The organism is Bacillus sp. OK048, from assembly GCF_900103525.1.
Lineage (GTDB): Bacteria > Bacillota > Bacilli > Bacillales > Cytobacillaceae > Neobacillus.
This window is the reverse complement of record NZ_FNHN01000019.1, coordinates 14363-29728: the sequence shown is the minus strand read 5'-3', so window position 1 is coordinate 29728 and position 15366 is coordinate 14363. Positions and strand designations below refer to the sequence as shown.

Genomic DNA, 15366 nt, shown 5'->3' with positions numbered 1-15366 from the left:
CCTCCTTTCAAACAACATTCTATTTAATCTGATTTTACTTCTTAGCTGCTTTTGGTCTCTTAGTACCATATTTAGAACGACTTTGCATACGGTTGTTAACTCCAGCCGTATCAAGCGCACCACGAACGATGTGATAACGTACCCCTGGTAAGTCTTTTACACGACCGCCACGAATAAGAACAACACTGTGCTCTTGAAGGTTGTGGCCAATACCAGGAATGTATGCTGTCACCTCAATACCGTTTGTCAAACGTACACGTGCATATTTACGTAACGCTGAGTTCGGTTTCTTTGGAGTCATTGTACCAACACGAGTACATACTCCACGTTTCTGTGGTGAAGTTACATTTGTTTGTGATTTTTTGAAGCTGTTATAACCTTTATTTAGCGCAGGTGATTTTGATTTCTCCTCAATAGATTGACGAGGTTTGCGTACTAATTGGTTAATCGTTGGCATGTTACTTTTCCTCCCTTCATTATTTGTAAGCCCACACATCCAGGTGGTTCATTTTTGTGCAAAAACAAAGTTCTTGCAGACCATCTATCTACAAAAACAGTTTTTAACGGATAATTACTACAGTTGAAGCACCAACTTCAATTCCAGATGCCTTCCCGAGTTTTTTCATCGAGTCAACATAGGTAATAGGGACTTTGACATCTTGAGCTAGTTTCACTACCGGCGCTGTTACTTTCATGTCAGCATCACTTGCAATGATCAACTCATTTGCTGTACCATCCTTTAGTGCTTTTTCTGTTTGTTTCGTTCCTATTGAAATCTTTGTTGCCTGCAATACTTTTTCATAAGACATTTATCATATCCTCCAAAGCAACAGGTTAATAGGAGCACCTTTGATATATTACCATCTTCTAAAAAATAAGTCAACAAGTGTATCAAAATTAATTCTTTAAAATGCGGTACTTGCCTTTAAGCAAGTACCGCTTCTTATGATTAATCAATAGTTACTGTTTCTTCAGAAGTTGTATCTCTTAAAACTGGTTCAGCTTTACGGTAACGCTGCATTCCTGTTCCTGCTGGTACAAGTTTACCGATGATAACATTCTCTTTTAAGCCGAGTAACTCATCACGCTTGCCTTTAATCGCTGCATCGGTAAGAACTCTCGTAGTTTCTTGGAATGAAGCTGCCGACAAGAATGAATCTGTTTCAAGGGATGCTTTTGTAATACCTAGTAATACTGGTCGGCCTGTCGCAGGTAATTTTCCTGCTAATAATGCTTTTTCATTCGCATCTGTGAATTGGTGGATATCAAGCAATGTACCTGGAAGTACATCTGTTTCACCCGCATCACTAACACGAACCTTACGCATCATTTGACGAACCATTACTTCAACGTGTTTATCGCCAATTTCAACGCCCTGCATACGATAAACTTTTTGAACTTCACGCAACAAGTACTCTTGAACGGAAGTAACATCTTTTACTTTAATTAACTCTTTAGGATCAATAGAACCTTCTGTTAATTCTTGTCCACGTGCAATTTGATCATTAACCGCTACCTTCAAACGTGCTGTATATGGAGCATTATAGGTGCGTGATTCAATTTCACCTTGAACAATAATCTCATGCTGGCGATCGCGGCCTTCGTTAATTCCAACAACCACACCATCAATTTCAGAAATAACCGCAACACCCTTAGGATTACGTGCTTCAAATATTTCTTGAATACGCGGTAAACCTTGAGTGATATCGTCTCCTGCAACTCCGCCTGTATGGAACGTACGCATCGTTAACTGTGTACCAGGTTCGCCAATTGATTGGGCCGCAATAATACCAACTGCTTCCCCAACTTCAACTTCTTGACCTGTAGCTAAGTTACGGCCATAACACTTCTTACATACACCATGACGGGTATTACATGTAAAGGCAGAGCGGATTTTCACTTCTTCAATGCCAACACTAACGATGGTTTCTGCTAAATCTTCCGTGATAAGTCCATTTTCAGGAACTAGTACTTCCTTCGTTTCAGGGTGTCTAATAGGATTACGAGCATAACGTCCAATTAAACGCTCATCAAGACCTTCAATTACTTCAGTACCGTCTTTTAATGAACGGATTAATAAGCCACGGTCAGTTCCACAATCATCTTCACGGACTATTACATCTTGTGCAACGTCTACTAGACGACGTGTTAAATAACCAGAGTCAGCTGTTTTTAACGCTGTATCCGCAAGACCTTTACGAGCACCATGTGTTGAGATGAAATACTCTAACACTGTCAGACCTTCACGGAAACTAGACTTAATCGGTAATTCGATAATCCGTCCAGCCGGGTTGGCCATCAAACCACGCATACCAGCCAGCTGAGTAAAGTTAGATGCGTTACCACGCGCTCCGGAGTCACTCATCATGAAAATTGGATTCGTTTTATTCAAAGATTGCATTAGTTTCCCTTGAATGGTATCCTTCGCAGCACTCCATATAGCAATGACACGATCATAACGTTCATCTTCGGTAATTAATCCCCGACGGAACTGTTTCATAACGTTATCAACCTTGCTTTGTGCCTCATGAAGAATTTCTTGCTTTTCAGGTAATACCACGATATCAGCAACACCGACGGTAATACCAGCTTTAGTAGAATATTTGAATCCTAAGTCCTTCATGCGGTCTAACATTTTAGACGTTTCAGTGATTTTGAATCGTTTAAATACTTCTGCAATGATATTTCCAAGGATTTTCTTTTTGAACGGATCCACCAATGGCATTTCTTTAATTCTAGCTGTAACATCCTCACCTTTTTCCACAAAGTACTTAGAAGGTGTTTCCACTTCTAAATTGTGCCTTGTCGGTTCATTGATGTATGGGAATGACTTTGGAAGAATTTCGTTAAAGATAAGTTTACCTACTGTTGTAACTAGCAACTTACTGTTTTGTTCTTCAGTCAATGTTTCATTTCCAAGTGAACCTGCATGGACAGCAACACGAGTGTGCAGATGAACATAGCCATTTTGATAAGCGATTAACGCTTCGTTTGTATCTTTAAAAATCATACCCTCGCCAACGGCGCCTTCTCTTTCAAGAGTTAAGTAGTAGTTACCTAATACCATATCCTGTGAAGGTGTAACAACTGGCTTACCATCTTTAGGGTTCAAAATGTTTTGCGCTGCGAGCATTAGTAGTCGTGCTTCTGCTTGCGCTTCGGATGAAAGTGGAACGTGAACAGCCATTTGGTCGCCATCAAAGTCCGCGTTGTACGCTGTACACACGAGCGGGTGAAGACGAATTGCTCTTCCTTCAACAAGCGTTGGTTCAAATGCCTGAATCCCTAGTCTATGAAGAGTTGGGGCACGGTTAAGTAAAACCGGATGCTCACGAATAACATCTTCAAGTACATCCCAAACTTCAGGAGAAACTCTTTCGATCTTACGTTTTGCAGATTTAATATTATGAGCTAGCCCTTTTTCTACTAGTTCCTTCATAACAAATGGCTTAAATAACTCAAGAGCCATTTCTTTTGGCAGACCGCATTGGTACATTTTTAAATTCGGACCAACAACGATAACGGAACGACCAGAATAGTCAACACGTTTACCAAGTAAGTTTTGACGGAAACGACCTTGCTTTCCTTTTAACATATGCGAAAGTGATTTTAATGGACGGTTACCTGGCCCTGTTACTGGACGGCCACGACGACCATTATCAATTAAAGCATCTACTGCTTCTTGAAGCATCCGCTTCTCGTTTTGAACGATAATGCTTGGTGCACCAAGATCTAATAAACGTTTAAGACGATTATTCCGGTTGATTACTCGACGATATAAATCGTTTAAATCAGATGTAGCAAATCTTCCTCCATCCAACTGTACCATTGGACGAAGTTCTGGAGGAATGACAGGTAGAACATCAAGAACCATCCATGATGGTTCATTTCCAGAGTTACGGAATGCCTCCAACACTTCAAGACGTTTAATTGCACGAGTACGACGTTGACCTTGGGCAGATTTTAGTTCTTCTTTTAATGCGTCAACCTCTTTATTTAAATCAATATCAGAAAGAAGCTTTTTAATCGCTTCAGCACCCATCGCAGCTTGAAACTTGGTTCCATACTTTTCGCGGTATGCACGATATTCTTTTTCTGATAACAGTTGTTTCTTATCAAGTGCTGTATCTCCTGATTCCGTTACAACATAAGAAGCAAAATAGATAATTTCCTCTAATGCCCTAGGAGACATATCTAAAACGAGTCCCATCCGGCTTGGAATTCCTTTAAAATACCAAATATGAGAGACAGGAGCAGCTAGCTCAATATGCCCCATACGTTCACGACGTACCTTTGCACGCGTTACTTCGACACCGCATCGGTCACATACAACACCTTTGTAACGGACACGTTTATATTTTCCGCAATGACATTCCCAATCCTTTGTTGGACCAAAAATTCTTTCACAGAATAAACCATCCTTTTCAGGCTTCAATGTACGATAGTTAATGGTTTCTGGTTTTTTCACTTCACCAAATGACCATGAACGGATTTTATCCGGTGATGCCAGACCAATCTTCATATACTCAAAATTATTAACATCAAGCAAGGGGCCTACCTCCCTTTCCATCTAGACAATCATTAGCTGAAGCAACTGATGTGCTTCAGCTAAATCTTATTCCTTAGAACCAACCTTTTCAGATTCAAATGCTCGTGTTTCAGGAGCGACGTTTAATGTTTCGACTTGCTGTAAGTCATCTTCATCGTCCATATCACGCATTTCAATTTCTTTTTCATCTCCTGATAGGATTTTCACATCCAAACCAAGACTTTGAAGTTCTTTAATTAATACTTTGAATGATTCAGGAACACCTGGTTCCGGTACGTTTTCGCCTTTTACGATCGCTTCATACGTTTTCACACGACCTATAACATCATCTGATTTTACTGTCAGAATTTCTTGAAGTGTGTATGCGGCACCGTATGCTTCTAGTGCCCAAACCTCCATCTCACCAAATCGCTGTCCACCAAATTGTGCCTTACCGCCAAGTGGCTGCTGCGTTACAAGTGAGTAAGGTCCTGTTGAACGTGCATGCAATTTATCATCAACCATGTGGGCAAGTTTAATCATATACATAACACCCACAGAAACACGGTTATCGAACGGTTCTCCGGAACGTCCATCATATAAAACAGTTTTTGCGTCAATATCCATTCCTGCTTCTTCAATCGTGCTCCAAACATCATCTTCTGTTGCACCATCAAATACTGGTGACGCCACATGGATTCCAAGCGCTCTGGCTGCCATTCCTAAATGAAGCTCAAGCACCTGGCCGATGTTCATACGTGAAGGAACCCCTAAAGGATTCAACATAATATCAATCGGGGTACCATCTGGTAAATACGGCATATCCTCTTCAGGTAAAATTCGAGAGATAACCCCTTTATTACCATGGCGTCCTGCCATTTTATCCCCTTCGTGAATCTTACGCTTTTGAACAATATAAACGCGTACAAGCTGATTAACACCTGGTGGCAATTCATCACCATCTTCACGGTTAAAGACTTTAACGTCGAGAACAATACCGCCGCCGCCATGTGGAACTCGTAATGAAGTATCACGGACTTCACGTGCTTTTTCTCCGAAAATCGCATGTAATAAGCGCTCTTCAGCAGTAAGTTCTGTAACACCCTTAGGAGTTACTTTACCAACAAGCAAGTCACCATCTTTTACCTCTGCACCAGTACGAATAATTCCACGCTCATCCAAATTACGAAGAGCATCTTCCCCTACATTTGGAATGTCACGGGTAATTTCTTCTGGTCCGAGCTTTGTATCACGAGATTCTGATTCATATTCTTCAATATGAATAGAAGTATAAACATCATCTTTCACAAGGCGTTCGCTCATAATGATCGCATCTTCATAGTTGTAACCATCCCAGTTAACGAAACCAACTAAAACGTTACGGCCTAGAGCTAATTCCCCTAATTCCATCGAAGGACCATCTGCAAGAATCTCACCTTTCGTTACATGGTCACCCACTGCAACGATTGGACGTTGATTGTAGCATGTTCCCTGATTAGAACGAATGAATTTCAACATTTTATATTTATCAAGGTCACCTTTTACTTCTTGACCATCGACGTTATTAATTCGACGTACCCATACTTCACGCGCCTCAACATGTTCAACGATTCCTTCTTGTTTACAGATAACTGCTGCCCCTGAATCTTTACCAGAGACATATTCCATTCCAGTACCAACTCTAGGTGCTTCCGGCTGTAAAAGAGGCACAGCTTGACGCTGCATGTTCGCTCCCATTAGGGCACGGTTAGAGTCATCATTTTCTAAGAAAGGTATACATGCTGTTGCCGCTGAAACAACCTGTTTAGGTGATACATCCATATAATCAATTCGCTCACGTTTTACAACAGTGTTTTCACCTCTAAAACGAGCAACAACATCTTCATCTATGAATGTACCGTCATCGCTAAGACGAGAATTGGCCTGGGCAACCACATAGTTATCCTCTTCATCTGCGGTTAAGTAATCGATTCGACTTGTAACCTTTCCAGTATCTGGATCAATCCGGCGATATGGAGTTTCAATAAAGCCAAACCGATTTACCTTTGCAAAGGATGATAGGGAGTTGATTAGACCAATGTTTGGTCCCTCTGGCGTTTCAATCGGACACATACGGCCATAGTGAGAATAGTGAACGTCACGAACTTCAAATCCTGCCCGTTCACGTGTTAATCCTCCAGGTCCTAATGCGGATAAACGACGTTTATGCGTTAATTCAGCAAGCGGATTCGTTTGATCCATGAATTGCGACAACTGCGAGCTTCCGAAGAACTCTTTTATTGATGCAATAACAGGACGAATATTGATTAACTGTTGTGGTGTGATCGTAGCAGTGTCTTGAATCGACATTCTCTCACGTACCACACGTTCCATACGAGATAAACCAATACGGAACTGATTTTGAAGTAATTCACCTACAGAACGAAGACGTCTGTTTCCTAAATGGTCGATGTCGTCCGTATCGCCAACACCATGCAATAAGTTAAAGAAATAACTTATTGATGCAATAATATCAGCTGGTGTAATATTCTTTATTGGCTCTGCCACGTAGGCATTTCCTAGGACGTTAATGACCTTTTCTCCATCGTCGTTCGGCGCATAGATTTTAATTCCTTGAAGGATGATTTCATCTTCAACTACACCGCCAACTGGATTAAAGCCTTTGAAATTAATATCCTTTTCCAAGGCAGGAATGATACGGTCGAGATTTCTGCGATCCAGAACTGTCCCTTTTTCTGCAATGATTTCACCTGTTTCAGGATCGACAAGTGATTCAGCTAAACGCTGATTAAATAAGCGATTTTTAATATGAAGCTTTTTATTAATTTTATATCGACCAACGTTTGCAAGGTCGTAGCGCTTTGGATCAAAAAATCTGGAAACTAATAAACTCTTAGCGTTATCTACGGTTGGAGGTTCACCCGGACGAAGGCGCTCATAGATTTCTAATAGCGCTTTTTCTACTCCTTCAGTGTTGTCCTTCTCAAGCGTATTTCGAATGTACTCATTATCTCCAATCAATTCAATGATTTCTTGATCAGAGCCGAACCCAAGTGCACGCAAAAGAACCGTAACGGGCAGTTTCCGAGTACGATCTATTCTGACGTAGACGACATCTTTGGCGTCTGTTTCATATTCAAGCCAAGCGCCGCGGTTCGGAATGACTGTAGCTGTAAAACCTTTTTTCCCATTTTTGTCAAGTTTGCCACTAAAGTATACGCTCGGTGAACGTACTAACTGAGAAACAATAACACGTTCTGCCCCATTGATGACAAACGTACCTGTTTCAGTCATGAGTGGAAAATCACCCATAAAAACATCTTGATCTTTTACTTCGCCTGTTTCTTTGTTTACAAGACGTACTTTTACACGCAATGGTGCAGAATATGTAACGTCCCGCTCTTTCGATTCCGCAACAGAATACTTTGGTTCGCCAAGGCTGTAATCAATAAATTCTAGTGATAGGTTACCAGTAAAGTCTTCAATCGGTGAAATATCCTGGAACATTTCACGCAAACCTTCATCAAGAAACCATTGATAGGAAGAGGTTTGGATTTCAATAAGATTTGGTAATTCTAAAACTTCACTGATTCGTGCGTAACTTCTCCGTTGGCGGTGTCGTCCATACTGAACTAGTTGACCTGTCAACTGATTCACCCCTCAAATCAAGCGTTTTTATTAAACATATATTTTGGTCTATGTAAGGATCTTGAAACGTCCTCCATCAGACAAAAAAGAAAAAAGGGTTTTTATCTCTAAAAAACCACATTTTTACATTTTGACTATTATTTTGTCATCATATCCGTCTTAAACTGATTTTATACTAATAAAATAAGTATTTACAGGAATAAATCGGAAAATATTATGATGGCATTTTATAATGCTAACATATCTGACATTTTCAAGTCAACTATTTTACAGCTTTAATAATAAAATAACCTTTAGACTTGTCAATAGTCTCTACTGTTGAAAAAAGTTCTTTTAATTTTTCAATAGCAGAAGGTGCACCTTGCTTCTTTTGTATCACAACCCAAAGCTCACCTAAGGTTTCTAAATGCTCATGACTTTGTTCTAAAATAGCATGCACTGTCTTTTTCCCCGCCCTTATAGGGGGGTTAGATAAAATAGCAGCAAAATTTAACTCGTGAACATTTTTTAAAGTATCACTTTCATAAATATGGACATTGTTTATCGAATTTTGCTCTGCGTTTGCTTTTGCTAGTTCAAGTGCCCTTTCGTTTACATCAATCATATGCACAATACGCTCTGGATAGTTTTTAGCAATCGAAAGACCAATCGGACCGTAACCGCAGCCTACATCTAGAACAGGTCCATCTGCGTCAGGCAGTACAAAAGCTTCTATTAATAAACGGGATCCGAAATCGACTTCCCTCTTTGAAAATACTCCGTTATCCGTTTTAAATCGAAACAATTGATTCCTTAAGATGAAATCCCAATCCTTTGGGTCACTTTCAACCTTCTGTGAACGAGAATAGTAATGTTCAGACAATAGACTCACCTCCCGAGGAGTGTTAATTATTGAGGTAATAGAGGAAAAATACTTATTTTTATACACCCGGTACACCAGCTAATAAAAATAAGTCAAAAAAAGCTCGCTTATACAGCGAGCTTTTCTATAAGGTTATTACTTAACTTCAACGTTAGCTCCAACTTCAGCAAGCTTAGCTTTAACTTCTTCAGCTTCTTCTTTAGAAACGCCTTCTTTAACAGCTTTAGGAGTGTTATCAACAAGATCTTTTGCTTCTTTAAGACCAAGACCAGTGATTTCACGTACCACTTTGATAACTTTGATTTTTTGATCGCCAGCGCTAGCTAGGATTACATCAAATTCAGTTTGCTCTTCAACAGCTGCAACAGCTGCGCCACCTGCTGCTACTGGAGCAGCTGCAGTTACGCCAAATTCTTCTTCGATTGCTTTTACTAGGTCGTTAAGTTCTAAAACAGTCATAGATTTAACTGCTTCAATGATTTGTTCTTTAGTCATTTTAATATTCCTCCTTAGTTTTCATTCCGTATTTGTTAAGCGATAAGTTTTAGCTTACGCGCCTTGTTCTTCTTTTTGTTCTGCAACTGCCTTTGTAACAAGAGCAAGGTTGCGGATTGGAGCTTGTAGTACGCTGAGTAGCATAGAAAGCAATCCTTCGCGTGAAGGTAGTTCAGCAAGTGCTTTAACCTCTTCAACTGTTGCTACGTTGCCTTCGATTACACCAGCTTTAATTTCAAGTGCATCATGCTTTTTCGCAAAGTCGTTAAGAATTTTCGCAGGTGCTACTACATCTTCTGTACTGAACGCGATTGCGTTCGGACCAGTTAATGCTGCGTTTAATTCTGAAAGCTCAGCAGCATCTGCTGCACGGCGAACCATAGAGTTTTTATATACTTTGAAGTCAACACCTGCTTCACGAAGCTGCTTACGAAGTTCAGTAACTTCGGAAACACTTAGTCCACGGTAGTCAACAACAATTGTTGAAACACTAGCTTTTAACTTAGCAGTGATTTCATCAACGATTAGAACTTTTTGTTCAATTGCGCTGCTCATCTTTACACCTCCTGTAGATTCTCTACATTTATACCAGGCAAAGTAAAACCTCCATATCAAACGATAGACATGGAGGCACATACGGATAGCTGAAAATTTCAGCCAATTTATCGTATTACCTCGGCAGGAAATTAAGCTTCATTAAGCACCTGCTGTCTTCAGTACAAATGTTTATATTTTAAACAACAAAATAGATTATATAAAATCTATCTGTGATTGTCAATTGGCAAAAAATTACTTAGCGTTAACAGATGAAGGATCAACCTTCACGCCAGGTCCCATTGTTGAAGTAACTGTTACGTTCTTCATGTATGTTCCCTTAGCAGCTGCAGGCTTAACTTTTAACATTGTTTCGAATACAGTTTGGAAGTTCTCAACAAGTTTTTCGTTTTCGAAAGATGTTTTTCCGATTGGCACGTGGATGTTTCCAGCTTTGTCAACACGGTATTCAACTTTACCTGCTTTAATTTCGTTGATTGCACGAGTTACATCAAATGTAACTGTACCAGTTTTAGGGTTTGGCATTAAACCTTTTGGTCCTAATGTACGACCAAGTTTACCGACTTCACCCATCATGTCAGGAGTTGCTACGATTACATCGAATTCAAACCAACCTTGTTGGATTTTGTTGATGTATTCTGCATCGCCAACATAGTCTGCACCAGCGGCTTCTGCTTCTTTCACTTTTTCACCCTTCGCGAATACTAAAACGCGTTGAGTTTTACCAGTACCATTCGGAAGTACTACTGCACCACGAATTTGTTGGTCTGCTTTCTTAGGGTCTACGCCTAAACGGAAAGCAACTTCAAGAGTCGCATCAAATTTAGCATAGTTTGTTTGCTTTGCAAGTTCAATTGCTTCAACAACCGGGTAAGCTTTTGTGCGATCTACAAGCTTTGCAGCTTCTAAATACTTTTTACCTTTTTTAGCCATTTTTATTTCCTCCTAGATTGTGGTTTTAGCGATTTACTCTCCCACTTATTAAAGCGGAGGCGCCTTGTCCAGCCCCGAGGGGCTAGGCGCCACAGCTAGTAACGAATAAAGGTTGCGCTAGTAACGCAACCCCCTTCATTACCAAAAAGTTTACATGGATTAGTCTTCGATCGTGATACCCATGCTGCGTGCAGTACCTTCAACCATGCGCATTGCTGCTTCAACGCTTGCAGCGTTTAGGTCAGGCATTTTCTGTTCCGCAATCTCGCGTACTGTATTACGCTTAACTGTTGCTACCTTATTACGGTTTGGTTCACCAGAACCAGACTGGATTCCAGCTGCTACTTTCAAAAGAACTGCAGCAGGAGGAGTTTTCGTAATAAATGTAAATGAACGGTCTTCAAAAACCGTGATTTCAACAGGAATGATTAATCCAGCTTGATCTGCTGTACGAGCGTTAAATTCTTTACAGAATCCCATGATATTAACACCGGCTTGACCTAATGCAGGTCCAACTGGTGGTGCAGGATTTGCTTTTCCAGCAGGGATTTGTAATTTAACAACTTTAATTACTTTTTTAGCCACGAGACACACCTCCTTAAAGTCCGTGATGTGGTAATAGGGTTTTTGCCCTCCCACTCAGGTATCTGTCTTTATATAAAGATAAAGATCTTATCAAAAGTCTAGTCTCACAAGAGACATACTGACCTATGAAATATTACCACTTTTTAAAAATGATTTCAAGTTTTTTTCAAATTACATTTTATGTTCCTTATATTAAAGCTTCTCGATTTGTGTAAATTCAAGTTCTACCGGCGTGTCACGACCAAACATATTAACAAGAACTTTAAGTTTAGCTTTGTCTTTATCCATCTCTTCAACTGTTCCAGTAAAGTTTGTAAATGGACCTTCTTTCACCCGAACGGTTTCACCAATTTCATAATTTACATCAATACGCCTTTCCTCAACACCCATACGTTTCAGAATCGACACGACTTCTTCAGGCAGAAGCGGAGTTGGTTTTGATCCAGCGCCCGAAGAGCCGACAAATCCAGTTACACCAGGAGTATTACGGACTACATACCAAGAATCATCCGTCATTACGATTTCAACCAGCACATACCCTGGAAAAACCTTTCGTTTAACAACTTTCTTTTTACCGTTTTTAATTTCGGTTTCTTCTTCTTCGGGTACTACGACGCGGAAGATTTTATCCGTCATGCCCATTGATTCAACACGTTTTTCTAAATTTGCTTTAACTTTATTCTCATAACCTGAGTAAGTATGTAAAACATACCAATTTTTTTCCATTCAAGAGGACTAAACGTCCATCCCTCCCCGTACTTTTATAAAAAAATAATTTTTTTAAGACAAATGAAAAAACCCGTTAGACGGGCTTCACATAAAAATCTCTTTTATTATTCACCATTATACCATGAAATACCTTTTATTATTCAAGAATAAGACGAATCAATTTAGAAATTCCTAAATCTAAAACAGCAAAGAAGATTGCAAAAAAGGCAACCGTTGAAAAAACTGTAATGGTATAGCGTGTTAGTTCCTTGCGTTTCGGCCAACTAACTTTTCTCATTTCACGGAAAACATCACTGAAGAATTTCTTTAAGCGTTGCATAACTGAACCCTCCAACTATCGGAATAACATTGCTAGTATGAATAAAATAAAATTATTTTGTTTCTCGGTGGATTGTATGGGAGGCGCATGTTTTGCAATATTTCTTTAGTTCCAATCGTTCTAATTGCTGTTGATTGGCATTAGTTGTATAATTGCGTGATCCACAGTCAGCACATGCTAGGATAACTTTTTTACTCATATTTCGACACCTTCATCCCCATCTTTACATCTTTAAAAATGTAACATGACACCTATTTATTGTCAACTGCATATGAGAACCGATTCATATAATTGACATAGTTTAAAACTACAAACTAAATTCCCTAATCTCTAAATACCGTTCTAATTTTCTTTTCACACGCTGCAAGGCGTTATCAATTGATTTAACATGTCGATTTAGTTCTTCTGAAATTTCTTGATAAGATTGGCCATCAAGGTAAAGCGCTAACACTTTTCGTTCCAAATCACTTAATAATTCAGTCATCTTTACCTCTATATGATCAAATTCTTCTTGATTAATGATTAATTCTTCCGGATCGAGAACCTTTGCTCCGGATAGAACATCCATTAAGGTTCTGTCCGATTCTTCATCATAAATTGGCTTGTCCAATGATACATAGGAATTTAACGGAATATGTTTTTGCCTTGTTGCTGTTTTTATAGCCGTAATAATTTGCCGGGTGATACATAATTCAGCGAATGCTTTGAATGAAGTAAGCTTGTCCTCACGAAAGTCTCGAATTGCCTTGTAAAGCCCAATCATACCCTCTTGAACAATATCTTCCTTATCCGCTCCGATTAAGAAGTAGGATCTTGCCTTTGCACGTACAAAATTACGATATTTGTGAATTAAGTAGTCCAATGCCTCACTATTACCTTGGTGCACTTGATCAACAATTTCCTCGTCTTCCAATGAAAAAAATAGCTTGTTGCTTTTTTCCCCGAAGTCTGTACCCAATTAAGATCCCCCTCCACCGAACAAGCATAGATAGTATTATTATACTGCTCGAAACTTTTGAACGTCAACGCTTACTTTTCACCTCTGCGCCATTTTTCAAAAATTTCTGCCACTTCGTTACTAATCGGTATCTTTGAGATTGGTTGTTTCTCTTGAATATTTTTTACCTTTTTTTCTATTCCTTTTTCAATTGAAGACATCTCAATCAGCAGTTCACGAGCAGATTTCCTTAACGCACCTTGTCCAAAAATTGCCCATTGCTCAGTAAAATCAGAGGTAGCCACATGAATTTGTGTCCTTCTATTATTTAGGGCTATTGCCATTTTTTCAATCCGCTCATCTGCTGTTTCATTTTCCTTGGTAAAAATGACTTCAACTTTATGATTTTTATACTTTTTCTCTGTCCCTTGCACAAAATAGGCATCAAAGACAACAATGACACGATAGCCTGAATAAGCTTGGTATTCTGCCATCCTCTCAACCAAATGATCCCGAGCTGCGGGTAAATCATGGTCTTTTAGTACCTTTAGCTCCGGCCATGCCCCAATAATGTTATATCCATCAACCAGCAAAATATCCATTTCTATCCCTCAAGAGGATGCCGCCTGCGATATACCTCATACATTAATATTGCTGCTGCAACAGATGCATTTAATGAAGTTACCTTTCCAGCCATCGGCAGATTGATGAGAAAGTCACATTTATCTCGTATCAGCCTGCCCATACCCTTTCCTTCGCTTCCAATCACTAAACCAAGTGGCATTGTTCCATCCAGTTGACGATAATCTTGTTTTCCACTAGCGTCGGTACCCGCAATCCAAAGACCGCGCTCCTTTAATTCATCAATGGTTCTTGCCATATTGGTAACACGGACGACTGGAATATGCTCGATGGCACCTGTAGACGCTTTCGCGACTGTTGCTGTTAACCCAACCGCTCTTCTTTTCGGGATAATAATTCCATGGGCGCTGGCCGCATCAGCTGTTCGCATGATGGAACCTAGATTATGAGGGTCCTCGATTTCATCTAATAACAAAAAGAAAGGAGGTTCATTTTTCTTTTCTGCTGCTGCAAATAAATCATCGATCTCCGCATATTGATAAGCAGCAACATAAGCAAGTACCCCTTGATGGTTTTCATCAGATATTTGATCAATCTTTTTCTTTGGGACAAATTGTACAATAACATTTGATTCTTTCGCTAATTGAATTAACTGCTGCATTTGACCACGCTGGGAAGATTCTGCAATTAGTATTTTATTGATATCCCGTTCTGACCTTAACGCCTCCATAACTGGATTTTTCCCAATGATATAATCATTGTTCTCGTTCATGCTTGTTCCTCCTTTCCTTTTTCAACAAACTCAAAGGACTTTACGATAAGTTCTTCCAATCGCTCTGTTTCATCCGTTAAATATAAAAATCCCATTAAGGCTTCAAAAGCGGTACTGTAATGATACGTTTGAACATCCGTATTTTTAGGGACTGTGCCTGATTTGGCATTACGTCCGCGCTTGACCACCGCTAATTCTTCTTCTGACAGGAGATTTTTATCCATCATTTGAAATAGTACTTGGCATTGTGCCTTTGCAGAAACATACGTTGTCCCTTCACGGTGTAGAAGGTTTGGTTTTACCCTCCCGCTTTGCAGAAGGTGACGTCTGACATACGTCTCATAGACAGCGTCACCCATAAATGCTAGTGCAAGACTATTCAATTGTTTGGCATCTAGTTTTTCTTGATAATCAAGCATGA

At 39.7% G+C, this 15366-nt stretch carries 16 protein-coding genes and 1 other annotated feature; all 16 genes read right to left on the bottom strand.

Annotated features, from left to right (window positions below; genetic code table 11):
- Positions 1–34 precede the first annotated feature (34 nt).
- Positions 35–457, bottom strand: coding sequence for a 30S ribosomal protein S12 (gene rpsL, locus BLR86_RS23435; protein ID WP_090767596.1), 423 nt, complete (start codon positions 455–457; stop codon positions 35–37).
- A 103-nt stretch (positions 458–560) separates the two neighbouring features.
- On the bottom strand, positions 561–809 hold the full coding sequence (locus tag BLR86_RS23430) for a 50S ribosomal protein L7ae-like protein (protein WP_090767593.1): 249 nt from the start codon (positions 807–809) through the stop codon (positions 561–563).
- Positions 810–949: 140 nt separating this feature from the next.
- Positions 950–4549, bottom strand: a complete 3600-nt coding sequence (rpoC, locus tag BLR86_RS23425; protein ID WP_090767591.1) for a DNA-directed RNA polymerase subunit beta' — start codon at positions 4547–4549, stop codon at positions 950–952.
- Positions 4550–4615: 66 nt separating this feature from the next.
- On the bottom strand, positions 4616–8176 hold the full coding sequence (gene rpoB, locus BLR86_RS23420; protein ID WP_090767588.1) for a DNA-directed RNA polymerase subunit beta: 3561 nt from the start codon (positions 8174–8176) through the stop codon (positions 4616–4618).
- 262 nt (positions 8177–8438) lie between these two features.
- Complete coding sequence (locus BLR86_RS23415; RefSeq protein ID WP_090767585.1) at positions 8439–9038, bottom strand: class I SAM-dependent methyltransferase; 600 nt, start codon at positions 9036–9038, stop codon at positions 8439–8441.
- Positions 9039–9173: 135 nt separating this feature from the next.
- Positions 9174–9533 (bottom strand): 50S ribosomal protein L7/L12, encoded by a 360-nt coding sequence (gene rplL, locus BLR86_RS23410; RefSeq protein ID WP_090767581.1) that lies wholly within the window; start codon positions 9531–9533, stop codon positions 9174–9176.
- Positions 9534–9587: 54 nt separating this feature from the next.
- Positions 9588–10088, bottom strand: a complete 501-nt coding sequence (rplJ, locus tag BLR86_RS23405; protein ID WP_090767578.1) for a 50S ribosomal protein L10 — start codon at positions 10086–10088, stop codon at positions 9588–9590.
- A 33-nt stretch (positions 10089–10121) separates the two neighbouring features.
- Positions 10122–10268 (bottom strand) — a sequence feature (ribosomal protein L10 leader region).
- Positions 10269–10322: 54 nt separating this feature from the next.
- The gene (rplA, locus tag BLR86_RS23400) at positions 10323–11021 is read right to left on the bottom strand and encodes a 50S ribosomal protein L1 (protein WP_090767575.1); all 699 of its coding nucleotides are present in this window, start codon (positions 11019–11021) and stop codon (positions 10323–10325) included.
- Positions 11022–11180: 159 nt separating this feature from the next.
- A complete protein-coding gene (gene rplK, locus BLR86_RS23395; protein WP_139185721.1) occupies positions 11181–11606 on the bottom strand; it encodes a 50S ribosomal protein L11 in 426 nt (141 codons plus the stop codon).
- A gap of 192 nt (positions 11607–11798) precedes the next feature.
- Positions 11799–12332, bottom strand: a complete 534-nt coding sequence (gene nusG / locus BLR86_RS23390) for a transcription termination/antitermination protein NusG (protein ID WP_090767572.1) — start codon at positions 12330–12332, stop codon at positions 11799–11801.
- A gap of 139 nt (positions 12333–12471) precedes the next feature.
- The gene (gene secE / locus BLR86_RS23385; protein WP_090767569.1) at positions 12472–12654 is read right to left on the bottom strand and encodes a preprotein translocase subunit SecE; all 183 of its coding nucleotides are present in this window, start codon (positions 12652–12654) and stop codon (positions 12472–12474) included.
- Between the two features lie 52 nt (positions 12655–12706).
- The gene (rpmG, locus tag BLR86_RS23380; RefSeq protein ID WP_090767566.1) at positions 12707–12853 is read right to left on the bottom strand and encodes a 50S ribosomal protein L33; all 147 of its coding nucleotides are present in this window, start codon (positions 12851–12853) and stop codon (positions 12707–12709) included.
- A gap of 108 nt (positions 12854–12961) precedes the next feature.
- Positions 12962–13612, bottom strand: coding sequence for an RNA polymerase sporulation sigma factor SigH (sigH, locus tag BLR86_RS23375; protein WP_090767563.1), 651 nt, complete (start codon positions 13610–13612; stop codon positions 12962–12964).
- Between the two features lie 71 nt (positions 13613–13683).
- Positions 13684–14193, bottom strand: a complete 510-nt coding sequence (locus BLR86_RS23370) for an NYN domain-containing protein (RefSeq protein ID WP_090767560.1) — start codon at positions 14191–14193, stop codon at positions 13684–13686.
- Between the two features lie 2 nt (positions 14194–14195).
- Positions 14196–14945, bottom strand: coding sequence for a 23S rRNA (guanosine(2251)-2'-O)-methyltransferase RlmB (gene rlmB, locus BLR86_RS23365; RefSeq protein ID WP_090767557.1), 750 nt, complete (start codon positions 14943–14945; stop codon positions 14196–14198).
- Positions 14942–15364, bottom strand: coding sequence for a Mini-ribonuclease 3 (locus tag BLR86_RS23360; RefSeq protein ID WP_090767554.1), 423 nt, complete (start codon positions 15362–15364; stop codon positions 14942–14944). The genes rlmB and BLR86_RS23360 overlap by 4 nt, the downstream gene beginning before the upstream one ends.
- Positions 15365–15366 lie beyond the last annotated feature (2 nt).